The sequence below is a fragment of the Streptomyces sp. Ag109_G2-15 genome, from assembly GCF_900215565.1.
Lineage (GTDB): Bacteria > Actinomycetota > Actinomycetes > Streptomycetales > Streptomycetaceae > Streptomyces > Streptomyces diastatochromogenes.
The window spans coordinates 2,287,295-2,311,796 of the sequence record NZ_OCNI01000001.1; the positions used below are offsets into that span (position 1 = coordinate 2,287,295).

The 24,502-nt window shown below is 72.9% G+C and carries 20 protein-coding genes; 10 read left to right on the top strand and 10 right to left on the bottom strand.

What is annotated here, in order from left to right:
* Nucleotides 1–26 precede the first annotated feature (26 nt).
* From CRP49_RS09980 to CRP49_RS09995, 4 genes are all read right to left on the bottom strand, one after another.
* Entirely contained in the window at nt 27–866 is an 840-nt protein-coding gene (locus CRP49_RS09980; protein ID WP_257033350.1) for an SDR family oxidoreductase, read from the bottom strand.
* Nucleotides 867–1,031: 165 nt separating this feature from the next.
* On the bottom strand, nt 1,032–2,612 hold the full coding sequence (locus tag CRP49_RS09985) for a GMC family oxidoreductase (RefSeq protein WP_097253059.1): 1,581 nt from the start codon (nt 2,610–2,612) through the stop codon (nt 1,032–1,034).
* Nucleotides 2,613–2,735: 123 nt separating this feature from the next.
* On the bottom strand, nt 2,736–3,650 hold the full coding sequence (locus CRP49_RS09990) for a cyclase family protein (RefSeq protein ID WP_097257278.1): 915 nt from the start codon (nt 3,648–3,650) through the stop codon (nt 2,736–2,738).
* Between the two features lie 74 nt (nt 3,651–3,724).
* Nucleotides 3,725–5,134, bottom strand: coding sequence for a chloride channel protein (locus CRP49_RS09995; RefSeq protein ID WP_097253060.1), 1,410 nt, complete (start codon nt 5,132–5,134; stop codon nt 3,725–3,727).
* 255 nt (nt 5,135–5,389) lie between these two features.
* On the opposite strand from CRP49_RS09995, the gene CRP49_RS10000 reads away from it, so the two are divergent.
* Entirely contained in the window at nt 5,390–5,884 is a 495-nt protein-coding gene (locus CRP49_RS10000; protein ID WP_179851561.1) for a hypothetical protein, read from the top strand.
* Here the strand turns inward: CRP49_RS10000 and CRP49_RS10005 are convergent.
* The 6 genes from CRP49_RS10005 to CRP49_RS10030 all read right to left on the bottom strand — a co-directional run bounded on the left by CRP49_RS10005 (nt 5,878) and on the right by CRP49_RS10030 (nt 11,298).
* The gene (locus CRP49_RS10005; protein ID WP_097253062.1) at nt 5,878–6,552 is read right to left on the bottom strand and encodes a response regulator transcription factor; all 675 of its coding nucleotides are present in this window, start codon (nt 6,550–6,552) and stop codon (nt 5,878–5,880) included. The genes CRP49_RS10000 and CRP49_RS10005 overlap by 7 nt on opposite strands.
* On the bottom strand, nt 6,549–7,811 hold the full coding sequence (locus tag CRP49_RS10010; RefSeq protein ID WP_218892992.1) for a sensor histidine kinase: 1,263 nt from the start codon (nt 7,809–7,811) through the stop codon (nt 6,549–6,551). Before CRP49_RS10010 ends, CRP49_RS10005 begins: the two co-directional genes overlap by 4 nt.
* A 143-nt stretch (nt 7,812–7,954) precedes the next feature.
* Nucleotides 7,955–8,794 (bottom strand): hypothetical protein, encoded by an 840-nt coding sequence (locus tag CRP49_RS10015; RefSeq protein ID WP_097253063.1) that lies wholly within the window; start codon nt 8,792–8,794, stop codon nt 7,955–7,957.
* Nucleotides 8,791–9,738: an ABC transporter ATP-binding protein gene (locus tag CRP49_RS10020; RefSeq protein WP_097253064.1), complete on the bottom strand. Its 948-nt coding sequence runs from the start codon at nt 9,736–9,738 to the stop codon at nt 8,791–8,793. The genes CRP49_RS10015 and CRP49_RS10020 overlap by 4 nt, the downstream gene beginning before the upstream one ends.
* Nucleotides 9,739–9,875: 137 nt before the next feature.
* A complete protein-coding gene (locus CRP49_RS10025; protein WP_257033352.1) occupies nt 9,876–10,916 on the bottom strand; it encodes a M48 family metalloprotease in 1,041 nt (346 codons plus the stop codon).
* Nucleotides 10,885–11,298, bottom strand: a complete 414-nt coding sequence (locus tag CRP49_RS10030) for a BlaI/MecI/CopY family transcriptional regulator (protein WP_097253065.1) — start codon at nt 11,296–11,298, stop codon at nt 10,885–10,887. Before CRP49_RS10030 ends, CRP49_RS10025 begins: the two co-directional genes overlap by 32 nt.
* Before the next feature lie 160 nt (nt 11,299–11,458).
* On the opposite strand from CRP49_RS10030, the gene CRP49_RS10035 reads away from it, so the two are divergent.
* The 9 genes from CRP49_RS10035 to pstB all read left to right on the top strand — a co-directional run bounded on the left by CRP49_RS10035 (nt 11,459) and on the right by pstB (nt 24,498).
* Nucleotides 11,459–12,865, top strand: coding sequence for a UDP-N-acetylglucosamine--N-acetylglucosamine transferase (locus tag CRP49_RS10035; protein ID WP_097253066.1), 1,407 nt, complete (start codon nt 11,459–11,461; stop codon nt 12,863–12,865).
* Nucleotides 12,862–13,593 carry a polysaccharide deacetylase family protein gene (locus CRP49_RS10040; protein WP_097253067.1) on the top strand — a complete coding sequence of 244 codons (732 nt, stop codon included), beginning with the start codon at nt 12,862–12,864 and terminating at the stop codon, nt 13,591–13,593. The genes CRP49_RS10035 and CRP49_RS10040 overlap by 4 nt, the downstream gene beginning before the upstream one ends.
* 211 nt (nt 13,594–13,804) lie before the next feature.
* Nucleotides 13,805–14,872 (top strand): phosphate ABC transporter permease subunit PstC, encoded by a 1,068-nt coding sequence (gene pstC, locus CRP49_RS10045; protein ID WP_097253068.1) that lies wholly within the window; start codon nt 13,805–13,807, stop codon nt 14,870–14,872.
* A 1-nt stretch (nt 14,873) separates the two neighbouring features.
* Nucleotides 14,874–16,199, top strand: coding sequence for a phosphate ABC transporter permease PstA (gene pstA, locus CRP49_RS10050; RefSeq protein WP_097253069.1), 1,326 nt, complete (start codon nt 14,874–14,876; stop codon nt 16,197–16,199).
* The gene (locus tag CRP49_RS10055; protein WP_097253070.1) at nt 16,199–17,866 is read left to right on the top strand and encodes a phosphate ABC transporter substrate-binding protein PstS; all 1,668 of its coding nucleotides are present in this window, start codon (nt 16,199–16,201) and stop codon (nt 17,864–17,866) included. The genes pstA and CRP49_RS10055 overlap by 1 nt, the downstream gene beginning before the upstream one ends.
* Nucleotides 17,863–20,496, top strand: coding sequence for a hypothetical protein (locus CRP49_RS10060; protein WP_097253071.1), 2,634 nt, complete (start codon nt 17,863–17,865; stop codon nt 20,494–20,496). Before CRP49_RS10055 ends, CRP49_RS10060 begins: the two co-directional genes overlap by 4 nt.
* A 138-nt stretch (nt 20,497–20,634) precedes the next feature.
* The gene (locus tag CRP49_RS10065) at nt 20,635–22,629 is read left to right on the top strand and encodes an Ig-like domain repeat protein (protein WP_097253072.1); all 1,995 of its coding nucleotides are present in this window, start codon (nt 20,635–20,637) and stop codon (nt 22,627–22,629) included.
* Nucleotides 22,630–22,703: 74 nt separating this feature from the next.
* On the top strand, nt 22,704–23,612 hold the full coding sequence (locus CRP49_RS10070) for a sortase (protein WP_097253073.1): 909 nt from the start codon (nt 22,704–22,706) through the stop codon (nt 23,610–23,612).
* A gap of 25 nt (nt 23,613–23,637) precedes the next feature.
* On the top strand, nt 23,638–24,498 hold the full coding sequence (pstB, locus tag CRP49_RS10075; RefSeq protein ID WP_097253074.1) for a phosphate ABC transporter ATP-binding protein PstB: 861 nt from the start codon (nt 23,638–23,640) through the stop codon (nt 24,496–24,498).
* Nucleotides 24,499–24,502 lie beyond the last annotated feature (4 nt).

Sequence of the window (24,502 nt, forward strand, 5' to 3'; positions counted from 1 at the left end):
TCCGGGGCCGACGCGAGTGGGGTGGGTCAGCCGCCGGTGGCGAAGCCGGGGAACAGGGTCATCCCGCCGTCCACGTAGAGAGTGGCGCCCACGACGTAGTCCATGAGGTCGGAGGCGAGGCCGACGGCCGCGTAGCCGATGTCCTCGGGGTCGCCGATGCGGTCGTAGGGGATCAGCCGCAGGAGATCCTCCCGGGCCTGCGGTGTCTCCCAGGCGCTGCGGTTGATGGGCGTCTTGATGGCCCCGGGGGCGATCGCGTTCACCCGGATCTTCTTCGGGGCGAGTTCCTGGGCCAGCGTCTCCATCATCATCTGCACCCCGCCCTTGGAGGAGGCGTAGTTGACGTGCCCGGCCCACGGGATGATCTGGTGCACCGAACTCATGCAGATGATCTTCCCGGCCGCGCGCGAGACCTCGGGGACGACACCGCGCCGCAGGAACTCCTTGGTCGCCTCGCGGGCACAGAGGAACTGCCCGGTGAGGTTGACGTCCAGGACCTTCTGCCACTGGGCGAGCGTCATGTCGGTGAACGCGGCGTCGCGCTGCAGTCCGGCGTTGGCGACCAGGATGTCGATCGTGCCGAACTCCTCGACCATCCGGTTCGTCATGGCGACGACCTGGTCCTCGTCGGACACGTCCGCCTCGTAGGCCGCCGCCCGCACACCGAGGGACGTGATCTCCTCGACCACCTTGTCGGCTTCCTCGCGGCCGGCGACGTAGTTCACGACCACGTCGGCCCCGGCCCGGCCCAGGGCGACGGCCGTCGCCCTGCCGATCCCGGAGTTCGCGCCGGTGACCAGCGCCTTCTGGCCCTTGAGCAGGTGTGCGGGGATCACGCCCTGAGGTGCGCCCTCGGTCGAACTCACGATGCCTCTCTTCTCCACTGCGTGGCCCGGGTCGGCCGGGCCGCGGCCCGGAGGTACAGGCGCCACACAAGCACCGCGGCAGAACACCGGCACCCCGGGCGGACCCGCCTTCCGCTGACCGACTGAGGATCTTCGCCCGGTCGGCGGCGGGCAGGCGGCCGCCGGTCAGCTCAGCCGCTCCACGAGGTGATCACCCACGCGAAGGGCGTTCGCGATGGCCGTCAGGGACGGATTGACCGCACCGATGCTCGGGAAGAAGCTCGTGTCCACGACGTACAGGTTGTCCAGGTCGTGGGCCTTGCAGTTGACGTCCAGGGCCGAGGACGCCGGGTCGGTGCCGAAACGCACCGTGCCGGCCTGGTGTGCGGTGGCGCCGATGGGCATGCCCTTGTGCAGGTAGATGCTGTGGGACAGCAGATGGTGCTCGTGCATGCCCAGTTGGCCGAGCATGTGCTGGAGCTTGTGCCTGAGGCGCGTGAGGCCCTCGATGTTGTTGCTCTCGTCGAGCGCCAGATGGATCCGGCCCTCTCCGTCCAGGGTGACCCGGTTGTCGGGCTGTGGCAGGTCCTCCCCGCACAGCCAGAAGTCGACGGCGTGATGGGCCATGACCTCGAAGGGCATGTCCGGTGTCACCGCTCCGGCCCAGCGCGGGGCCTCACCGTGGATCTGCTCGGCGTCCGACTTCCCGAGCATCTGGATGCCACCGAGGGGGTAGTCCCAGTCGTCCGCGCCCAGGTACCAGTCGTGCAGGGCGAGGGTCTTCTGGAACTGGGTGTCGTTGGGCTCCTTCGAAATGGCCATCAGGGCAAGGTTGTTGTGCCGCATGTAGTTGCGGCCGACCACGTCCGAGCTGTTCGCGAGCCCGGCCGGGTGCCGGTCGTTCGCCGAAGCGAGCAGCAGCGCGGCGGAGTTGACGGCGCCACAGGCCACGGCCACGACGTCCGCCGAGAAGCGGGCCTCCTCCTCGCCCGGCAGCTGGACGACGACCGCTGTGACGCTGCGCCCGGTCGGATCGGTCTCGAGCCGCGTCACCCGGGCGTTGGTGACCATCTCGACGTTCGGGTGCTCCAGCGCCGGTTCCACGCAGATCACCTGGGCGTCGGACTTGGCCCGGACGAGACACGGGAAACCGTCGACCCGGTTGCACCGGATGCAGGCGCTGGCGTGCGTCGCCCGCCCGTTGGCGTCCTGGGTGAGGTTGACCCCGATGGGCAGGTGGAAGGGGTGCAGTCCCCGTTTCTCCAGGTCGTCGCTCAACTGCTGGATGCGCGGCTCGTGTTCGACCGGCGGGAAGGCGTACTGGCCGCTGCACGGACCCTCCCACGGGTCCTCGCCGTGCCGGCCGTGCACCAGGTAGAGGTGCTCCGCCTGGGTGTAGTACGGCTCCAGGTCCTCGTAGCGGATCGGCCAGGCGGGAGAGACGCCGCCGTGGTGGCGCAGTTCTCCGAAGTCCTCGGGCCGCAGCCGGAACAGGGCCGCGCCGTAGAACTTGGTGTTGCCGCCGACGTAGTAGTTGACCTCGGGCGGGAACTCGTTGCCGTGTTTGTCCAGCCAGAACTCCGGGGCCCGGTACTTGCCCTTGACGAACACGGCCGTCGAGTCCCAGTTGTCGCGTTCGCGCGGCAGGTAGTCACCGCGTTCGAGGATGAGCACCCGTTTCCCCGACGGAGCGAGCCGGTGGGCGAGCGTGCCCCCGCCCGCGCCGGAGCCGACGATGATGAGGTCGTAATGGGGGAAGCCGCCCATGGCGACCACCGTCCTTGCTTCCGCGGTCCGGGCGTTGCCGGGACCTGCCTCGGCTCTTGCCCCTCTTCGAACGTATACGCCCCCCGGCGATGCGGCACCTGGAACTGCCGTGCCCCGGCACGGTCACAGGACGGCGATCGGGTTCACCGGAGAACCGGTGGCCGCCGGCAGCCGGAGCGGGGCGATCACGCACAGGAAGTGCCAGCGGCCCAGCTGTTCGCACACGGGCACCAGTTCCTCGAAGTCCAGGTAGTCCATGAGGTGCAACCCCATGGCGTGCACGGCCAGGACGTGGACGGGAAACGGGACCTCCGCCACCGGGCTGGGGGCCGTGTCGTTGTTGCCGTCCGACCCCAGGGCGGCCACCCGCCGCTCGGCCAGGAAGGGCATGGCTTCCGGGTGCAGGCCCGCGCGACCCTGTGCCGCGTCCCAGGCGCCGAGGCTGCGGCGCCTGCGGCGGTGTCCGACGCGCACGAACAGCAGGTCGCCCGGGCCGGTCGTGACCTCCTGGGCGGCCTCGGCGGCCGCGAGGTCCTCGGCGCTCACGGTGTCGCCGGGTTCGAGCCACGGCACGCCGCGCAGGCGCGGGATGTCCAGGAGCACGCCGCGGCCGACGATGCCGTCCCGCACCAGGTCCACCGTGAGGGCGTCGGCGCCGTCGGGCGTCACGCTGCTCGCCGGGACGCCGCCGTACAGTTCGCCGTCGAAGATCACGTGGCACAGTGCGTCGAGGTGGCTGTCGGCGTCCCCGTGCACGTTCATGGCGAACCGGTCGCGGGCGAAGTGGAGTCCAGGGGCCTCGGCCTCCCCTGGCGCCGGTGCGATCATCCGGTGCGTCGCGGGCTCGGGATCGTCCGGACCCGCCGTGGTCTCGATGGGGGCGGCCAGCGACACCGTACGTCCGCTCCGGACCCCGGCGGCGGCCGCCACCACCCGCTCCGGTGTGAGCCGGTCCAGCGCGCCGCGCCGGTGCTCCCCGCCCTCCGGGGCCTGGTCCCGCAGTCGGCGGTACAGGTCGCGGAAGGCCGCTTCGGACATGGCGGACGGTGCCGAGGGACACGAGGGCGCGGGCCGGGGGCGCGAAGTCATCGGGAACTCCTTCTTGAAGGCTGTCAGGGCCTCGTCCGGCGTTCAGGGCTGTCGTCCCAGGTGGCGGCTGGCCGGGCGGCCGGTGGGCCGGCCGGCTTGCCCACCGGCGGCACGGCGCGGCCGGGCGGCAGCAGCTCGACCGTCACGAAGCCGACCACGGCGGCGAGGATGACCACGGGGATCATGGCGGCGCTGCCCAGCACCAGGACGATCAGCACCACACTGCTGACCGGGAGCCGCAGCGCGGCCGCCGCCGCGGCCGCCATGCCCGCCGCCATCCCGGGTACGACACCCAGGCCGGGCAGCGGGGCGAGCAGCACCCCCGTCGCGGCACCGAGGAACAGTGACGGGAAGACGGGGCCACCGCGCAGACTGCCGAGACACAGGGCGTACGCCGCTCCCTTGCACAGCAGCACGGCGACCAGAGCACCCACACCCCAGGCGTGGGGATCCGCGGCCAGCTGTGCCATGACGGCCTCGCCGGACGAGGCCACGTCCGCCGGCGACCGGTCCACGGCCAGTGTGTACACCGCGGCGCACACCCCGGCGGCAAGGGCGCAGAGCACCGTGTGGACGACCGGTCGCCGCACGACGAACACCGCGGCCAGGCGCCCGGTGGACAGGATCACGTGGAGGGCGACGGCGATGCCGACGGCCATCACCACCGACCAGAGCACGTCTCCCGCGTCCAGGCGGGGGAACGGAACGCCCAGCTTGAGCGACAGGCTTCCCGTCGGCAGGCCGGTCCAGTGGCCGAAACCGGTGAACACCAGCGACCCGATCCCGCTCGACAGGAGCGCGGGCAGCATGACCGCGAACAGCTGCGGGCCGCCCACTCCGGCCACCTCGATGAGGATCACCGCGCCGACCAGCGGATTGCCGAAGATCGCGGACAGCGCCGCCGCGGCACCGGCCGCGCCGAGGAGGGCCGTGTTCCGCGGTGTCACCGGGGCGCGGGCCAGGTCCCTGAACCACAGCGCGAGGCCGCCCCCGAGCGCGATCAGCGGGGCCTCGGGGCCGAGCGTGGCACCGAGCGGAAGACTGGCCGCGGCCGCGAGGATCACCCCGGGCAGGGCGGCCGGTGCCATGCCCGCGGCGTGCAGACCCCCGGCGGGGACGTGGCCGCCGGCTCCCGGCAGATGCCTGACGACGAGGCCGACGACGAGACCGGCGAGCGCCAGCAGCGGCAGTGGCCACCACCACGGGGGAACGTCCCAGCCCAGACCGGCCGGCAGCGCGGCCCACAGCAGGTGTTCCAGCGCGTGCAGTCCGGCCAGGAACCAGAAGGCGGCCAGCGAGACCGGGACACCGATGATCGCCGAGAACAGGAGTGTCCTGCGGTACGCGGGAGCACTGAGCAGCTCCCGCAGCCGGTCGGCCTCTTCCGGCTGCGTACCGGCAGCGGGGGCGGCGGACGGATCCGACCGGGTCACGGCACGTACCTCCCGTGTCAGCCGGGGATGTCGCGCTCGTGGGCCTGGCAGCCCGTCGGCGCCCTCCCTCCAGCCATTGCAGCACCGGGCCGCAGGCCACGCATGCGCGGAGCCGCGGCGGCGTCGGGACGGGGCCGTTCGGGTGCCCGCGAGGCCCGGGCTCTCCCACCCGGCGTGCAGGCCGCCGCGGTGGCCCCTTCACTGAGAAGGAGAGTCCGTTTCGTGAGTCGTTTCGTGAGACATGGGAGGCGCGGTATGGCAGGGCACTGGACACGAGGTGCGGTGGGCACGGTCCTGGCGGCGGTCGTCGCGGTCGCGGGGGCCGGGTGTTCCGACTCGGGGAGCCCGTCCGGCGGCGCCAGCAAGGCGGCTTCGGCGGCCTCCTCCGCCGCCGCCTCCCTCGCCTCCAAGGCTTCGGAGGCGCTGGCCTCGGCGTCGGCGGAGGCCAAGCAGAAACTCGAGGGGATCAAGAACGGGGTGAAGGCCAAGGACGACGTGACGCTCGGCGTCCCCACCCCCGACAGCGCGGGCACGGCCACGGTCAAGGTGACCGCCAAGAACACCGCCGACTCCGCCAAGTCCTTCGCCGTCCAGGTCAACTTCACGGACAAGAGCGGCAACCTGCAGGACGTGACCGTGGTGACCGTCAAGGACGTGGCCGCCGGCGCCTCCGGCGAGGCCACGGCCACCAGCAACCGCAAGCTGGCCGGCGAGGTCCACGCGGTGGTCGGCTCGGCCCTGCGCTACTGAGCGCCGCTGTTCGGCCGGGCGAGCCCGCGGTCGTACGCGAAGATCACCGCCTGTACGCGGTCCCGGGCGCCGATCTTGGCGAGGACGCGGCCCACATGGGTCTTGACGGTGGACTCGGACAGGACGAAGCGGGCGGCGATCTCGCCGTTGGTCCAGCCCTGGCCGATCGCGACGAGGATCTCTCGTTCGCGGTCGGTGAGGGAGTTCAGGCGCGCGTCCTCGTCCGGGTCGCCGGCGGGCCGCGGCAGGAGCTGGGCGAACTCGTCCAGGAGGCGGCGGGTGAGCGCGGGCGCGATCACGGCGTCGCCGAGGGCGACCGCGCGGATGCCGGCCAGGAGTTCCTCGGGGCGCGCGTCCTTGAGGAGGAAGCCGCTGGCTCCGGCGCGCAGGGCCGCGTGGACGTACTCGTCCAGGTCGAAGGTGGTCAGGACGAGGACCCGGGAGCGGCCGCCGGACTCGGCGATACGGCGGGTGGCCTCGATGCCGTCCATGCCGGGCATCCGTACGTCCATCAGCACGACGTCGGGGCGCAGTTCGGCGGCCCTGCGAACGGCCTCGGCGCCGTGCGCGGCCTCGCCGACCACCTCCGTCTCGGGAACGGACTCCAGCAGGAGGCGGAAGCCGTAGCGCTGGAGGGGCTGGTCGTCGACGATCAGTACGGTGGTCACGCGGCACCGCCCGCCCGGTCCAGATCCAGGTCCAGGGTGACCGCCACGCGCCATCCGCCGCCCGCGACCGGGCCCGCGCTGACGGTTCCGCCGTAGAGTGCCGCTCGTTCCCGCATGCCCACCAGGCCGTGTCCTTCCTCGTTCGGCGGTCCGGGCCGGGCGGCCGGGCCGGTGTCCTGGACCCGGATGGTCAGCCGGGCGTCCTCGACGGCGATCGACAGGTGGGCCCGGGTGCCGGCGCCCGCGTGCTTCAGGGTGTTGGTCAGGGCTTCCTGGACGATCCGGTAGACCGTCAGCTGCACCCCGTCGTCCAGGGCGTCGACCTCTCCGGCGGAGCGGTAGACGACGTCCAGGCCCGCGGCGCGCACACCCTCGCACAGCGCGTCGATGTCCGCGATGCCGGGCTGCGGGCTGAGTTCGGGCGCGCCCGGCGGGCCGTCGGCCGCCTCGCGCAGGATGCCGAGGACGCGCCGGAGTTCGCCGAGCGCCTGGCGGCCGGTGTCGCCGATGAGGTGCAGGGCCTCCTTGCCGCGTTCCGGGGCGGTGTCGGTCGCGTAGGCGCCGGCGTCGGCGAGCGTGATGATGACGGACAGGTTGTGGCCGACGATGTCGTGCATCTCGCGGGCCACCCGGGCCCGTTCGGTGGCGACGGCCAGCCTGCTGCGCTGGTCGCGCTCGATCTCCAGGCGGGCCGCCCGGTCCCGCAGCCCGGCGAGCTGGGCCCGGCGGATGCGGACCACCAGGCCGAGCGCGAGGGCCGCGGTCGCCGTGCTGAGCAGGAAGAACAGCGCGTCCCAGACGGACACGGCCCGCGACACCCGCACCGCGACCAGCGCCATCCCGGCCGCCATGGCCCCGCAGGCCCAGGGCAGCTGGCGCAGCCGCCCGTGCAGGGCCAGGCTGTACAGGGCTATGAAGAGGGCCACGTCCGCGCGCAGCGCCACATCGAGGGACCACTGCAGGACGAAGACGGCCCAGATCGCACCGAAGGCGGCCGGCGGCCGGCGCCTTCGCCACAGCAGCGGCAGCACCAGACCGGCCTGCAGGGCGAGCATGGCCGCCACGGGCGGCCGGGTGAAGGCGAGCCGGACATGGCGCGGGCCGTCGCCGTCCCCGGCGACGACGTGCAGCAGGTCGGGCAGGCAGAACAGCAGGAAGACCAGCACCACGACCGTGGTGTCCAGCACCCACGGCCGGGCCCGGTCGGCCTGCCGGAGCCGCTGGCCGACCCGGCCGAGCCGGGCGACCAGCGGCCCCATTCCGCTGATGTCGTAGGCGGTCACGGCGGTCACCAGCCCATGGTGCACGGGGTCGTACGTCGCTGCGCCGCGCGGCACCCGGTCGGACGTCGCTGTGTCCCTGGCGGCTGTGCCCATCGCGGCTGTGTCCCTCGCGTCCACGCTCAGGCGTCGGAGCGCACCAGCCGGTACGCCGCCCCCGCCAGCGCGAGTGCCGTCCAGCCGAGGAGGACCAGGAGGCCGGCCGGTGGCGAGAGGGTGGTGGAGTCCTGGGTCAGGGCGAACAGCGCCTGGCCGGCGTGGCTCGGCAGGTAGGGGCTGATGTCGTCCTGCCAGGAGCTGGGCAGGAGCGCGGTCAGCCCGGGGATGAGCATCAGGCCGGCGACCAGCACCGAGATGCCGCCGGCCACCGACCGCAGCAGCGCGCCGAGGGCGGTGCCGATGACGCCGACCAGGCCGAGGTAGAGACCGGCACCCAGCAGGCTGCGTACGACCCCTGCGTGGGTCAGGCCCATCGCGGCGGGTGTGCCGGAGACGATGCCGCTGCCGAACAGGAAGGCGACGAACGCGCCGAGGGTGCCGACCACCAGCGCGACCAGCCCGAACACGGCCGCCTTGGACCACAGGACGGGCAGCCGGCGCGGTACGGCCGCGAGCGTCGAGCGGATCAGGCCGGTGGAGTACTCCCCCGCCGTGACCAGCACGCCGAGCACGCCCAGGGCCAGCTGGGCGAAGTTGGTGCCGAAGAGGGACAGGCTGACGGCCGTGGCGCGGGCGAAGTCCGGGGCCATGCGGGGGGTGCCGACCATGGACCGGTAGCGGGCCGCGGCGATGAGCCCGAAGACGACGAGGAAGAGCAGGCCGAGGCCCAGGGTGATCCAGGTCGAGCGCAGCGACCAGAGTTTGGCCCACTCGGAGGACAGCACGCGCCGTCCGGTCACGCGGTAGGCGGGGCGGGTGGGCGCGGTGCGGGGTGTTTCGGCGGTGGCGGTGAGGGTGCTCACGCGGTCCTCCCGGCGGTCTCGGGTGTCTCGGTGCCGGTCGTGGAGCCGTGGTACTCCACGGCGTCCCGGGTCAGGTCCATGAACGCCTCCTCCAGGGAGACGGTCCGCGCGGTCAGTTCGAACAGCGGGATTCCGTGCTCGGCGGCCTTTCGCCCGATCTCACGGGTGGTCAGGCCGGTGACCTGGAGTTCCTCGGAGCCGGCGCGGCCGGTGATGTCGACGCCCGGCCCGGCCAGCACGTCCCGCAGCCGGGCCGGGTCCTCGGTCGCCACCTTCACCGTGTCGCCGCCCGCCGCGCGGACCAGGTCGCTCACGGTGGTGTCGGCCAGCAGCCGGCCCCGGCCCACCACGATCAGGTGGTCCGCGACCAGCGCCACCTCGGTCATCAGGTGGGAGGAGACGAACACCGTCCGGCCCTCCGCCGCGAGCGAGGTCAGCAGGGTGCGGATCCAGCGCACGCCCTCCGGGTCCAGACCGTTGACCGGCTCGTCCAGCATCACCGTCTGCGGATCGCCGAGCATGGCCGCCGCGATGCCGAGCCGCTGGCCCATGCCGAGCGAGAAGGCACCGGCCCGCTTGCCCGCCACGCTGCCGAGACCGGCCAGCTCGATGACCTCGTCGACCCGGCGGCGCGGGATGCCGTGGGTCAGGGCGAGCGCCCTGAGGTGCTGGTGGGCCGTGCGGCCCGGGTGGACGGACTTCGCCTCCAGGAGCGCCCCGACCTCCTGCAGCGGGGCCTGGTGGCGGGCGTAGTGGTGGCCGTTGACGGTGACGGTGCCGCTCGTCGGGGCGTCGAGCCCGACGATCATCCGCATGGTGGTGGACTTCCCCGCGCCGTTGGGACCCAGGAAGCCGGTCACGGTGCCTGGCTTCACGACGAAGTCCAGCCCGTCGACGGCCGTCTTCTCCCCGTATCTCTTGGTCAGTTGCCGTGCGTCGATCATGCGCGTCGCTCTCTTTCGGACTCGGGCGTCCGTCGCGTCTGACGCCTCACCCGCAACGCTAAAGTCCGAATCGCCCCGATTCCGTGGTACCGGGGGCTGAACGGGGCCGGGCCGGGTGGTACCGCGGTACTACGGAACTACTGGCGGCGCGGCTCGCCGTGTCCAGGAAACGGGTGATGGCAGCAGTGCGGAAGGTGTACGACCCTCGGCGCGCCCTCGGCCTCGGCGAGTGCCGCACACTGCGCCCGCTGCGCCTTCTCCACCATCTCCTCACTGTCGGAGGCGGCACTGGCGAGGCTGGCGCAGCACACGGTGAGCAGGAGGGCACCTGCTACGAGCGGCAGGCTGCGGCGCGGGGGAGGCGGGGCCAGCAGGGCCCGTACCCGCTGCGGCACCGCCCCTCCGGTCGCGGCCAGCGCGGCGGGACGCGAGGCGGCGGAGGAGGCCAGGGCGGCCCGCCCGACGGCGCGCGCGACCACGGTACGGTCCCCGACGTGGGCCGCCGCCTCCTCGTCGGCCCAGCGCTCCAGCACGAAGCCGCCCGCGCCGGCCAGCGGCCGCAGCAGCGGGTTGACGGCAGCCGTGAGCCGCCACAGGGCCTGGAAGTGGTGGTGCCTGCGGCGCAGATGGGCCCGTTCGTGCGCGAGCAGCGCCTCGCGCTCCTCGTCGCCGAGGCAGCGCAGCATCCCGCGGGACACCACGATCCGGCCGGGTGCGCCGGGCAGTGCGAACGCCTGCGGGACGTCGTCGTCGAGCACGGCCAGTTCGGTGTCGCCGGGCACGCGGGCGCACTCCTGCCGGGCCCACAGGAGATGGCGGGCCTGCCGTGCGGCGGCCACCCCGAGAGATGCGGCGCTCGCGGCCACGGCCAGGGCGCTGACGGCGGCGACGGCGAGCGAGACCGGGTCCTCGGCGCGCAGCGCGGACACCGACCAGTGGCCCTCCTGGGCGACCTCGGGGAGCTGCGCGAGGCCGGCGAAGGCGAGCAGAGCCAGCGAGCCGAGCCAGCCGGCGGCCGTCACCAGCGCGGCACACGCCAGGGAACGGGCGGCGGCACGCGGCGGCAGCCGGCGGGCGGCGCGGGGGGCGAGCACCGCGAGGACGACCGTGACGAGCAGGGGCACGTAGACGCTGAACGTCACCGGCTCACCGCGCTTCGCCGGGGCGGTCCGGGTCATGCCCGGCCAGCAGCCGGTGCAGCAACTGCTCGTCTTCCTGGGAGAGTTCGGAGACGAACCGGGTGAGAACGGCCTCCCGGTCCGAGCCGCGCTCCAGCAGGGTGCGCATCCGTGCGGCGGTGTCGGAGGCCTCGTCCCGGACCGGCGCGTAGGCGTAGCCACGGCCGGCGCGGTGCCGGACCAGCACGCCCTTGTCGTACAGGCGCGACAGGATCGTCAGTACGGTCGTGTAGGCCAGGTCCCCGGGCAGCCGTTCCAGGACCTGGCGTGCGGTGAGCGGCCGGTCGGCGCCCCACAGGGCGGCCAGGACGCCGCTCTCCAGTTCGCCGCGCGCCCTCCTGCCGGAGGCCTCGCCGGCCGCTTCGCTCCTCGGGTCGCGCACCCTTCACCGTCCTTCACGCTCGGCGCCCCAGCCTACCCGCCGGGCTACTACATCTTGTACGACTTCATCTACTACATGTTGTAGAGTTTCGCCGCCTCGCTCCGCGCTCCACCGCGGAACGCCCATTCCTGCTGTTTTCCTCCTGCGGAAGAACACGCCCATGCCCTACCTGGGAAGTACGGCCCACCTGCGGGCACTCGCGTCCGCCACCCTGCGCGACGAACCGGCGCCGGTGCGCGCGGCGCCGGCCGAGCGCGTCACGATCGTCTCCGCCAGCATCGGTGCCGGCCACGACGGGGCGGCCGCCGAACTGGCCCGCCGGCTCACGGCGGACGGGCTCACCGTGGACCGGTTCGACCTGCTGGACCTCGTACCGGCCCGGATCGGCCGGCTCATCCGGGAGGGCTACCATCGCATGCTCCTTCAGGCGCCCTGGGCCTACCAGCGCATCTACCGGAGCACCGAGCGCGCCGGGGGCGGCGGCCCACTGGCCCGGGCGCTCCTGCGCAGCGCCGAGGACCGCATGCTGCGGACCCTGCCGCCGGGCACCAAGGCGATCGTCTCCACCTACCCAGGCGCCAGCCGCGTCCTGGGTGCCCTGCGGCTCTCCGGCCGGCTGAGCGTCCCCGTCCTCACCTACCTCACCGACTTCTCCGTGCACCCGCTGTGGGTGGCCGACGGTGTCGACGTCCACCTCGCCGCGCACGCGGTGCCCGCCGCCCAGGCCCGGGACGCCGGAGCGCGGGACGTCCGGGTGAGCGGGCCGGTGACCGATCCGCGGTTCCGCCCCGCCGGCATGCCGGAGCGCGCCGCCGCCCGCGCCCGATTCGGGCTGCCGGCCGACGCCCCGCTGGCCCTGCTGGTCGCCGGGTCATGGGGAGTCGGGCCCGTCCGGCAGGTGGCGCTGGAGCTGCGGGACTGCGGCGCGACCGTGCCGGTCGTCGCCTGCGGCCGCAACGAGGCGCTGGCCGGGCGGCTGCGGGCCGACGGCATCGCGCACGCCTTCGGCTGGGTGGACGACATGCCCGGCCTGATGCACGCGGCCGACGTCCTCGTGCAGAACGCGGGCGGCCTGACCTCCCTGGAGGCGTTCGCCGCGGGCCTGCCGGTCGCGAGTTACCGCTGCATACCCGGCCACGGGCTGACCAACGCCGGCGCGCTGGAGGAGGCAGGCGTCGCCGCCTGGATCCGCGACCCCGCACAACTCAGGCCGGTGCTGGAGGAGTTGATTGACGGCACACGCGGGCTGCTGCAACGCGAGGCCGGACTCGCCCTGTTCGCCGACGCGGAGCACGGCCCGGCCGCCGAGATCACCCGGGTCTGCCGAGCGGGCGTCCGCCCCGCTGCCGTACCCGCCATACGGCGCCGTCCCCACCAGGTCCTACGACGGCTCGCCACCACCGCCGCCGTGGCCTGCACCGTCTGGGCGGGGGCCGTCGGCACCGCGGTGGCCACCACCGCCGACGCCCCCGGTCTGATGCACGCGATCGGCCACGAACTGGACCTGGACGACGGAGCCCACCCACACGAACCGACCGGCCACCGTCCCCAGGCCCACCACTCGTGACCACCGCCCGCCTGGTACGCGCGGCCGCCTGCGCCGTTCTGCCTGCCCTGGCCGCCGCTCACGCCGTCCCCGTCGTCTCCACCTTCGGGCCGCTGCGCAACCGGGTCATGCCCCGGCTGTCCGGACGGGGCCGTGCCGGGCATGTCGCGCTCACCTTCGACGACGGGCCCGATCCGCACTCCACACCCCTGTTCCTGGATGCGTTGGCCGATCGCGGGGTGCGGGCGACGTTCTTCCTGCTCGGCTCTCAGGCGCGTCGGAGCCCCGGCCTGGTGCGCGAGATCGCCGCGCAGGGGCATGAGGTTGCCGTTCACGGCTGGCTGCATCGCCCGCTGCTCCTGCGCGGCCCCCGGGCCACCCTCGACGACCTGGCCCGCGCCCGGGACACGGTCGGTGAGCTCACCGGCCGGGCTCCCACACTGTTCCGGCCCCCGTACGGGGTCATGTCGACCGCCGCCCACCTGGCCGCCCGTCGGCTCGGTCTCACACCCGTGCTGTGGACCTGCTGGGGCGAGGACTGGACCGCCCGGGCCACGCCCGACAGCGTGCACCGCACGGTCGCGCGGGACCTGCACGGCGGCGGCACCGTGCTGCTCCACGACTCCGACTGCACCTCGGCCTCCGGCGCCTGGCGCTCCGCCCTCGGCGCCCTGCCGCGCATCCTCGACACCTGCGAGCACCGGGGTTACGAGGTCGGACCGCTGCGCGACCATGGACGGCCACGGTGAGGTCCCTCAGCGGGGTCGCTCCGTGTGGTCCCGCCGCACCGCGCCCGCGCAGCCGGAGTGAACCAACCGGAGCTTGGCCACTACACACACAGCTCCCCCACCGAGATGACATGAACCATTCATCTGCGGTCCGTCTACGGCGCCCGGAAGCGACAGCATCCAGCCATTGACTCTCCCAGCGCGGGGACGCCGTTCCCGTACATGTCGCTTCATGTCGCATGGAGGGCCACACGTGGTGTCCGCGGTAGAGGGGTCCGGCAGAGCGGAGCCCAGCAGATCCGAAGAGCCGGAGAAACCTGAACGGCCGTTGCCCCGAAGGGCGTTCGCCGCACGGAGACTCGGGGACCGGATCTTCCGGTATCAGTTGACGGCCACCGGCGTCGCCGTCCTGGCCATCATGGCGGGCGTTGGCCTGTTTCTGCTGCTACGGGCCGGACAGGCGCTGAAGGTCAGAGGGTTCGCCTTCCTCACGACCGCCGAGTGGCAGCCGGACGTCCACAGGTTCGGCATCGCCGCCGTCCTCACCGGGACGCTGCTCATCGCCCTCGTCGCCGTGGCCCTCTCCGTGCCGCTGGCCGTGGGCACCGCCCTGTTCATCTCCGACGTGGCACCGCGCCCCCTGCGGCGCACGCTCGTGACCATGGTCGACCTGATGGCGGCCGTCCCGTCGGTGGTGTACGGGCTGTGGGGGCTGTTCTTCCTGCAGGGACATGTGATCGGGCTGTCGCGCTGGCTGTCCGACTGGTTCGGGTGGTTCCCGCTCTTCAAGGTGGACGGCACCCAGCCGGGCGAGCCGCTGGCCTCCGAGAGCGTCTACACCGCCTCGACCTTCATCGCCGGGCTCGTCGTCGCCCTGATGGTGGCGCCGATCCAGTGCTCGGTGATGCGCGAGGTGTTCGCCCAGGCCCCGGCCGGCGAACGGGAGGGCGCCTACGCCCTCGGCGCGACCCGCTGGGGAATGATCCGCTCGGTCGTGCTGCCGTACGGCAAGGGCGGGATCATCGGCGGCACCATGCTGGGGCTCGGGCGGGCGCTCGGCGAGACCATCGCCGTCTACCTGATCATCTCGCCCGTCTTCACCATCCAGCCGCACATCCTGCAGACCGGCGCGAACTCCGTCTCCTCCCTGATCGCCCTGCACTACGGCGACGCCTCCACCTTCGGCATGTCGGCCCTGATGGCGGCGGGCCTGGCGCTGTTCCTGCTCACCCTGGCGGTCAACTTCACGGCGTCGACGGTCGTGGCCCGCTCCCGGTCCGGCGCACAGAGCGAGGCCTGACATGACAGTCGTGGAAGAGAACGCCGTACGGGACAACGGCGTCGAGGAGACCGCGGCCGCCCCGCGGCCGGCCGACCAACTCCCGGACGTCCCCCGCCGCATCGGCGGCCCCACCCGCTCCGGGGTGCTGTCCCTGACCGGCGCCGCCGCCTCGGGACTCTGCACGGCCGTGCTGCTGTTCGGCCAACTCGCACCCTTCTCCGGCGCGCTGGGCTTCACCGTCACCGCCTACCTCGGCTTCCTCCTCATCTACGCCGTACTCACCGGCCTGGAGGAGAACGGGCAGGCGGTACGGGACCGGGTGATGACCGTCGTGCTGTGGAGCGCGGCCACGCTGCTGTTCGTCGCGCTCGCCCTGGTCGTCGGCTTCACCGCCTGGCGCGGCCGCGAGGCGCTGCCGCACGCCAACTTCTTCACCCAGGACATGCAGGCCTCGGGCCCGCTCGACCCCCTCACCAACGGCGGCATCGCACACGCGATGCTCGGCACCCTCACCATGATCACCATCGCCCTGGTGATCACGGTCCCGCTGGGCCTGGCCTGCGCGGTGTACCTGAACCAGATCCCCGGGCGCTTCTCCCGGTTCGTCCGCACCATCGTCGAGGCGATGACCGCGCTGCCGTCGATCGTGGCCGGCCTGATGGTGTACGCCACCTGGATCCTCGGGCTCGGCATGCAGAAGTCGGGACTCGCGGCGGGCTTCGCGATCAGCGTGATGATGCTGCCGATCGTGATCCGGGCGGCGGACGTGGTGCTACGGCTGGTGCCGGGCACGCTGACGGAGGCGGCGGAGGCCCTGGGCGCCCCGCGCTGGCGCACGGTGTGGCACGTGGTCCTGCCCACCGCCCGCTCGGGCCTCGCCACGGCCGTCATCCTCGGCACCGCGCGCGGCATCGGCGAGACCTCGCCGGTCCTGCTCACCGCCGGGTTCACGGCGGCGCTGAACGCCGACCCGACGAACGGCCCGATGATCTCCCTGCCCCTCGCCGTCTTCAACTTCGTCAAGTCCCCCGAGCCGACGATGATCGCCCGCGGTTTCGGCGCGGCGGCGGTCCTGATGGCCCTGGTCCTGGTCCTGTTCGCCATCGCCCGCGTCATCGGCGGCCGCGGCCCGGGCCACCAGAGCAAGCGCCAGGCACGCAGGGCGGCGAGGGCGTCCCGCCGGGATGCGGAGAGGTACGCCGAACTGCACGCACCGGGCCTCCAGCTTTTCGAGACCGTCGAGAACAGCCACCCCGGGGGCGCGGGGCTGCATCAATCAGCGGCTCCGCCGCGGAGCGCGACCAGCCACAACGCACCCGCACCCGACAACGAAGGCGACAACTGATGCTCAGCCACCTCACAAGAGCCCTACGCCGGCTGGGCATCCTGGCCGCACTCATAGGCATCCTCACCACAGCCACCCCCGCCTCCGCGGACAGCTACACCCCCATCTCCGGCGCCGGCTCCACCTGGGCCGAGAACGCCGTCGACGAATGGCGCCGCGCCGTCAACCAGTACGGCATGCGCATCAGCTACGCAGGCACCGGCTCCTCGGACGGCCGCCGCCAGTTCCTCTCCGGCACCGTCGACTTCGCCGTCTCCGACATCCCGTTCCAGACCCACCCGACCGACGGATCAGCAGCCGAACGCCCGGCAGCGGGCTCCTACGCCTACATGCCCATCGTCGCCGGCGGCACCGTCTTCATGTACCACCTGACCGTCAACGGCAAGCGCGTCACCAACCTGCGCCTGTCCGGCGACGTCGTCACGAAGATCTTCACCGGGGTCATCAAGACCTGGGACGACCCGGCGATCCGGGCCGACAACCCCGGCCTCCAGCTGCCCCACCGCACCGTCGTCCCGGTCGTCCGCTCCGACGGCTCCGGCTCCACCGCCCAGTTCACGCTGTGGATGACCAACCAGCACAAGGCCCTGTGGCAGGCCTACTGCCGCAAGGTCGGCCGCTCCGGCTCCTGCGGGCAGACCTCGAACTACCCGACCGTCCCCGGGATGATCGCCCAGTCCGGCGACCTCGGCGTGGCCGGCTACGTCGCCCAGAACTACGGCGAGGGCGCGATCGGGTACGTCAACTACTCCTACGCGCTCAACGCGCACTATCCGGTCGCCAAGATCCTGAACCACGCGGGCTACTACACCGAGCCGACCCCGCAGAACGTCGCGGTCTCGCTGCTCAAGGCCCGGATCAACACGAACAAGAACTCCCCGGACTACCTCACCCAGCAGCTCGACGGCGTCTACAACGACTCCGACCAGCGCAACTACCCGCTGTCCAGCTACTCGTACATGATCCTGCCGCTGAAGGTGCGGGGCACCTTCAGCCAGGTCAAGGGCAAGACGCTGGGCGCGTTCTCGTACTACTTCATGTGCCAGGGCCAGCAGCAGGCGCCCAAGCTCGGCTACTCGCCGCTGCCGATCAACCTGGTCCGGGCGGGCTTCGAGCAGATCCGCCGGATCCCGGGCGTGCAGGCGCAGAACATCAACATCAAGCGCTGCAACAACCCGACGTTCACCCCGGACGGCCACAACCGGCTCGCCGACACCGCGCCCTACCCGAAGCCCTGCGACAAGAAGGGCGCCCCGCCGTGCACCACGGGCAGCGGCGGCGCCAAGTCCGATGACGGGAACGGCGGTTCCGGCGGCGGATCCAGCGCGGGCGGTACGACGAACGGCGGCTCCGCCGCCACCGGCGGAAACGGTACGGCAGCCACCGGCGGCAGCGGCGGCCCGTCCGTCGACCCGGACACCGGGCAGACCATCGCGCCGGGCGCGAGCGCGGGCGGCGGCTCGGGCGGCGGCGGTACGGGCACCGACAACACGGTCGCCCTCGCCCAGCCGGTCGCCATCGCCGCAGGACACGGCTGGACCGCGACCCAGACGCTGATGCTGCTGGCCGCGTTCCTGGTGCTCGGTCTGGTCCTACTGCCCTCGGTCGTCTCCCGTCTGGTCGGCGCCCGGTCGCACGACACCGCCAAGGACGGTGACCGGCGATGATCCGCAGACGGCCCGGCCGCGTCCGGCGCGCCCTGATCCGCCTCCTCGCCGGTGCCACCGTGGGCGCCCTCGCGGGCCTCGCGGTCGCCCAGGCGGCCCCCTCCGCGACCGCCGCCCCCGCCGGCTCGGCGGTCACCGTCGCCGGGCGGGGCGAGTTCAAGGACATGAGGTTCACCGTCGACCGGACGAGCCACCTCACCAGCCAGGCGATCAAGGTCTCCTGGACCGGCGGCACCCCGACCACCTTCGCGGGCACCTGGTTCAACACCGACTTCGTGCAGATCATGCAGTGCTGGGGCGACGACGACCACAGCGTCCCGGGCAACCCCGGACCGCCCCGCACCCAGTGCCAGTACGGCGCCTCCCCGACCACCGACCGGGGCAACTGGCCCGGCAACCAGCTGGACGACACCCGCCAGGTCTTCTACAGCGCCGACCCCACCAACTACGGCGAGGACAACCGCTACGGCGCCGCCCAGCCCCCCGGTGTCCCGGGCGAGGTGCCGTTCAAGTCGGTCACCGGCGAGACGGTCACCACCAACACCCAGAACAACCGGTTCTTCAACCACAACACCACCAACGAGGTCGACTTCGCCCGCACCGGCGCCGCGGGCACCGGCCAGGAGTACTTCGAGGTGCAGACCGCCAACGAGGCCCCGCACCTGGGCTGCGGCGCCCCGGTCAGCCAGAACGGCGTGACCAAGCCGCGCTCCTGCTGGCTGGTGATCGTCCCGCAGGGCCACCTCGACCTCGACGGAAAGCCGTACGCGGACCACAGCCAGGTCAACGCCGGCTCCCCGGTCTCCTCGACCAACTGGCAGAACCGCATCGCGATCCCGCTGCACTTCAACCAGGTGGGCAGCAACTGCCCGCTGGGCAGCGACGAGCGCCCCACCACCGGCAGCGAGCTGGTCGCCGACGCCGTGACCAGCTGGCAGGCGGCCCTGTGCCCGTCCGGCAAGGTGTACGGCTACACGGAACTCGGTGAGCCCGACACCCGCTCCCGGCTCGGCACGGACAAGACCTTCGGCCTCGGCTTCACCACCCGCGCGCTGGGCGCCGACGACGGCACATCGGCGCCGTCCGGTACGACGACCTACGCACCCGTGGCGCTGTCCGGGGCGGTCATCGGGTTCACGATCGAACGCAGACCCAAGGCCGGGGCACCCGAGGACATCAGGAGACAAGCGGGCACCAAGGTCGAGTCGATCAGGCTGACGCCCCGGCTGGTCGCCAAGCTGCTCACCGAGTCGTACCGCAACTCCACCTGGGGCTCGGTGCTCGGCGACAAGGCGGCCCACGGGTACGGCTGGGCGAAGAACAACCCGGCGGGCCTGGCCGGCGACCCCGAGTTCATCGCCCTGAACCCCGAGTTCGCGTATCTCTCGGTCGCCGAGACCCCGGCCACCGACACCGACCTGATGACCGCCCTCGGACACTCCGACAGCGCCCGCGCGGTGTGGCAGTGGATCCTCGCCGACAAGGAAGCCCGGCAGTTCCTCTCCGGGGTCTCCGACGACTGGGGCATGCGGGTCAACCCGTACTACAGCACCAACGCGGACCTGAACCCCTCCGGTCTCGCCTTCGACCCCGCGCACGTCGACGAGTACCCGAAGAGCGACCCCTGGTGCACGGTGCCGCCCGGCACCGACGCTCCCAAGGACGCCCGGCAGTGCATGACCGACTTCCACCCGTACGTCGACGACATGCACGCCGGCGCCCTGCACACCCGGCGCGCCGACACCCTGTGGAAGTCGACCTGGGACCCGCTGTCCAACCCGCCCGCGTACCGCAGCCCCGGCCCGCAGACGGTCGGCTCCCGGTTCGTCATCACGGTCACCGACGCGGCCTCCGCCGAACGGTACGGCCTGCAGACCGCCCAGCTGCGCAACACGGCGGGCAAGTTCGTCGCCCCCACCGCCACCGCCCTGACCGAGGCCGCCAAGAGCGCCTCCGGCAAGGACGTCGCCGAGATCACCCCGGCGAACGCCAAGGCGAAGGGCGCCTACCCGCTGGCCCAGCTGGTCTACGCGGCCGTACGGCCGGGCTCGCTGAAGGCCGACGCCCGCGCGGACTACGCGGCGCTGCTGCGCTACGCGGCGGGCGCCGGGCAGGTCAGCGGCGCCGACCCGGGCCGCCTGCCCGACGGTTACGCCCCGCTCTCCCGCACCCTGCGCGACCGCGCGCTGCGGGCGGCCGACGCCCTCCTGCACTACAAGGGGCCGCACTCCACCGGCGGTGACTCGGGCTCGGGCGGGACCGGCGGCGGCGACACCTCCGGCGGCACCGGCGACGGGTCGGGCGGCGCCACCTCCGGCGGCACGTCGGGCGACGGCGGCACGGGAGCGGACGGCGGCGCGAGCGCCACGCCCAGCGCCCAGGCCTCGTACGACGGCGGAAAGGCCGTGGAGACCACAGCCGCCGGCAACACGCCCGCCGACCCGGCCAATCCGCTCCGCTACGCCGTACCGGTCGGTGCCGCGCTCGGCGCGTTCGCCGGACTCGGCGCGCCCTTCGCGGGCGGCAGCCGGATTCGGCTGCCCCTGCGGGTGCCGCTGCCCGGCGGCCGCACGGTGACCGTCGTACCGGCCTTCACCCTGCCCGAGCGGCTGCGCAGGCGGCTGCCCTAGGGCCCCCGGACCGGGACGCCCGCACCGGGCGCCCCCACAGACGGCCGCCCGCCCCGAAAGGCAGTCGGGGCGGACGGCCCGTACCACCCTGCCAGATCCCCTCTCCCGCACCGACGCACTACCGTCAGGAGACTCCCGATGCGCAGAACGCGCTCTACGGCGGCGCTCGTCGCCGCCGCCGTGGTGGCCGGCGGCCTGGCTCTGGCCAGCCCGGCGTACGCCGACCCCACCCCGACCGGTACCTTCCGCCAGCTGGTCGGCGTGGGCTCCGACACCACCCAGGACGTGCTCAACGCCCTGGCCGGCGACACCGTCAACGGCAAGAGCTACTCCGGTACGGCCGTGAAGTCGGCAGGTGGCGCGGGCATCGCCTCCTACGACGCGATCGAGCCCGGCACCGGCTCCACCACCTCGAACATCACCACCCGCTCGGGCGGCCCGTCCTTCCTGCGCCCCAACGGCTCCGGCAAGGGCCGCCTGGCGCTGAGCGAGTCGCTGACCGGCGACAAGTACCCGGACTCCTCCGGCGTCGCCATCAAGGGCCAGGTCGACTTCGCCCGCTCCTCCAGCGGCCCGTCCACCTCCGGCACCGCGCTCACCTACATCCCGTTCGCCCGGGACGCGGTCGGCGTCGCGGTGAAGGGCTCGGCGCTGAACAGCCTGACGCAGGACCAGCTGCACGACATCTACTCCGGTGCGCTCACCCAGGTGGGCGGCCAGACCGTGCACCCGAAGATCCCGCAGAGCGGCTCGGGCACCCGCAAGTTCTTCCTGGCGGCGATCGGCCTGACGGACGCCACGCTCTCCCCGAACATCCCGACGGTCCAGGAGAACCAGGCCAATGCGGCCCTCACCGAGGACGGCGCGCTGGTGCCCTTCTCGGTCGGTTCCTGGATCGCCCAGAACAACGGCGTGGCCCCCGACTTCAGCAAGGACGCGGCGGCCGCGGGCGGTCACCTCGCCGCCGTGCAGCTGCCCGGCGACACCGGTGCCACCAGCCCGGTGACGACGGTGAACGGCAAGCTCGCCCCGGTCAACGCCTACTACGAGAACGCCACCTTCGGCCGTGACGTCTACAACGTCGTGCCGTCCCGGGCGATCGACCCGAACAGCATCTTCTTCGACAAGGACCTCTACGACGTCTTCGTGACCACCGGCAGCCACGACGCCGCGCTGGCCTCGGACGCCGCCGAGGGTGTCATCGCGAGCTTCGGCTTCGTGAACGAGGCGTACAACGGCTCCGTCAGCGTGAACAAGCACGCCAAGCTGGGCGGCCTGGAGGAGTCGGGCATCGACACCTCCACGCCCTCCGCGCCGACCGGGCTGAAGGGCGCCCCGGGCGACGCGAGCCTGAAGCTGTCCTGGACCGCCCCGGCCCCCACCGGTCTGCCGCTCACCGACTACCGGATCACGCTGACCGCCCCCGACGGCGCCGTCACCGTCAAGGACGTTCCGGCGAGCGCCACCTCGTACACCTTCACGGGCCTGGCCAACGGCGCCTACAGCGCCACGGTCGCCGGCGCCAACCTCAACGGCACCGGTGCCGCGGCCGCCTGGTCCGGCTCGGTGAAGTTCAAGAGCACCACCACGGCGACCGCCGCGACCACCGCGTACGGCAAGACCCCGAAGGTCGTCGTCACCGTCGCCGGCTCGCACGGTGTGGCCCCGACCGGCAAGGTCACGGTGAAGGAGGGCACCACCGTCCTCGGCACCGGCACCCTGGACGCGTCCGGCAAGGTCACCATCGGCCTGTCGAACCACCTCAAGGTCACCACGCACACGCTGTCCGTCTCCTACGCGGGCAACAGCAAGCTCAACGCGTCCTCGACCACGGCCACGCTGAAGATCACCAAGGCGACGGCGTCGGTCAGCTCCACCGCCCCCTCCTCCATCAGCCACACCGCCCAGGCCAAGGTCACCGTGAAGGTCACCGCGACCGGCACCACCCCGGGCGGCACCGTGCGCGTCTACGAGGGCTCCAAGGTGCTCGCCACCGGCAAGCTGAGCGGCGGCAAGGTGACCATCACCCTGCCGAAGCTGAGCCGCGGCAAGCACACGCTGCACGCCTTCTACGCGGGCTCGGCCACGGTCGCGGCCAAGACCGGCGCCAACTTCACCATCAAGTCCACCTGACCCGACCGGCCGCCGGGGAGACCTCGCCCGGTCTCCCCGGCGGCCCCCACCCCCAGCGAAGGAGGCGGGCCGACGTGACCGTCGCCGTACCGACCACGCTCGCACCGGCCGCGCCGCGCACCCGCGTCCGCGGCGTCACCGCCGTCCGCCACCTGGCCCGCGGCGGCCTGCTCAGCCTCGCCGCCCTGCTGCTCGGCATCACCGCCCAGCTGCTGCTCGTCAGCGGCGTCCAGCAGCACAGCGCGCAGCACGCCGCGTTCGACGAGCTGCGCGAGCAGCTCGCCCTGGGCACGGCGCCCGTGGCCCAGACCGACCAGCAGGGCAAGCTGCTCGCGCCGGGCACACCGGTCGCGCTCATCGACGTACCGAGTCTCGGCCTGAACCAGGTCGTGTTCGAGGGCACCGACTCCGCCGTCACGACCGACGGCCCCGGTCACCGCCGGGACACCCCGATGCCCGGGCAGGCAGGGACCAGCGTGCTGATGGGCCGGGCGGCCGCGTACGGCGCCCCGTTCGGGCACCTGGCCGACCTCGCCGCGGGCGACACCTTCACCGTGACCACCGGCCAGGGCAAGGCCACGTACCAGGTCATCGACGTGCGGCGGGCCGGCGACCCGGCCCCCGTCCCCGCGGCAGCGGGCAAGGGCCGCCTGGTGCTGGTCACCGCGACCGGCCCCCGTTTCATGCCGGGCGGCATCCTGCGCGTCGACGCCGACCTGATCTCCGCGCCCTTCCAGACCCCGGCGGCCGTGATCCGCTCCGGCACGCTGCCGGACGCCGAGCAGCCGCTGGCCCGCCCCTCCGGGGTGCCCTGGCCGCTGGTGCTGTGGCTGCAGGCGCTGCTCCTCGCGTCCGTCGCCGCGGTGTGGACGTGGCACCGCTGGGGCCGCCACCAGACGTGGATCGTCTTCGCGCCGGTCGTCGCCGTGCTGGGCCTCCAGGTCGCCACACGCACCACCGAACTGCTCCCGAATCTGCTGTAACCCTGCCCGACCAGAGGTGGCCACCATGACCGAGACCGCAGTGACCGAAACCGACGTGACCGACACCGCCGTACTGCCTGTGGCAGCCCCCGCCCCCGTCCCCGGCGCCGCGCCCGCCACCCTGGAGGCCCGCGCGGTCTCGGCCTGGTTCGGCGGCCACCAGGTGCTCAGCCGGGTCTCGCTGACCATGCCCGCGGGCCGGGTGACGGCCCTGATCGGCCCCTCCGGCTGCGGCAAGTCGACCTTCCTGCGCACCCTCAACCGCATGCACGAGCTGATCCCCGGCGCGGCCTTCGGCGGCGAGGTGCTCTTCGAGGGCGAGGACATCTACGCCCCCGAGCGCCGCCTGACCGACGCCCGCCGCCGGATCGGCATGGTCTTCCAGAAGCCCAACCCGTTCCCCGCGATGTCGATCTACGACAACGTGGTGGCCGGCCTCAAGCTCACGGGCACGCGCGTGAGCCGCCGCCAGAAGGACGAGCTGGTGGAGGAGTCGCTGAGCCGGGCGGGCCTGTGGAAGGAGGTCCGCGACCGGCTCCGCCAGCCCGGCGGCGCGCTGTCGGGCGGCCAGCAGCAGCGCCTGTGCATCGCCCGCGCGCTGGCCGTACGGCCCCAGGTGCTGCTCATGGACGAGCCGTGCTCGGCGCTCGACCCGACCTCCACCCGCCGGGTCGAGGAGACCATCCACGAACTCGCGGGCCAGGTCACGATCGTGATCGTCACGCACAACATGCAGCAGGCGGCCCGCGTCTCCGACCAGTGCGCCTTCTTCCTCGCCGAGCAGGGCACCCCCGGCGGCATCGTCGAACACGGCCAGACCGAGCAGATGTTCAACGCCCCGGCGGACCAGCGCACGGCGGACTACGTGGCGGGACGGTTCGGCTGAGGCT

Excerpts from the sequence above, each read along its gene's own strand:
- CRP49_RS09990 (WP_097257278.1), bottom strand. The coding sequence starts at position 3,650 with ATGTCCGAAGCGGCCTTCCGCGACCTGTACCGCCGACTGCGGGACCAG.
- CRP49_RS10055 (WP_097253070.1), top strand. The coding sequence starts at position 16,199 with ATGCTCAGCCACCTCACAAGAGCCCTACGCCGGCTGGGCATCCTGGCC.
- CRP49_RS10010 (WP_218892992.1), bottom strand. The coding sequence starts at position 7,811 with ATGGGGCCGCTGGTCGCCCGGCTCGGCCGGGTCGGCCAGCGGCTCCGG.
- pstA (WP_097253069.1), top strand. The coding sequence starts at position 14,874 with ATGACAGTCGTGGAAGAGAACGCCGTACGGGACAACGGCGTCGAGGAG.
- CRP49_RS10060 (WP_097253071.1), top strand. The coding sequence starts at position 17,863 with ATGATCCGCAGACGGCCCGGCCGCGTCCGGCGCGCCCTGATCCGCCTC.
- pstC (WP_097253068.1), top strand. The coding sequence starts at position 13,805 with ATGTCGCATGGAGGGCCACACGTGGTGTCCGCGGTAGAGGGGTCCGGC.
- CRP49_RS10000 (WP_179851561.1), top strand. The coding sequence starts at position 5,390 with ATGGCAGGGCACTGGACACGAGGTGCGGTGGGCACGGTCCTGGCGGCG.
- CRP49_RS10025 (WP_257033352.1), bottom strand. The coding sequence starts at position 10,916 with ATGACCCGGACCGCCCCGGCGAAGCGCGGTGAGCCGGTGACGTTCAGC.
- CRP49_RS10020 (WP_097253064.1), bottom strand. The coding sequence starts at position 9,738 with ATGATCGACGCACGGCAACTGACCAAGAGATACGGGGAGAAGACGGCC.
- CRP49_RS10035 (WP_097253066.1), top strand. The coding sequence starts at position 11,459 with ATGCCCTACCTGGGAAGTACGGCCCACCTGCGGGCACTCGCGTCCGCC.
- pstB (WP_097253074.1), top strand. The coding sequence starts at position 23,638 with ATGACCGAGACCGCAGTGACCGAAACCGACGTGACCGACACCGCCGTA.
- CRP49_RS10065 (WP_097253072.1), top strand. The coding sequence starts at position 20,635 with ATGCGCAGAACGCGCTCTACGGCGGCGCTCGTCGCCGCCGCCGTGGTG.
- CRP49_RS09985 (WP_097253059.1), bottom strand. The coding sequence starts at position 2,612 with ATGGGCGGCTTCCCCCATTACGACCTCATCATCGTCGGCTCCGGCGCG.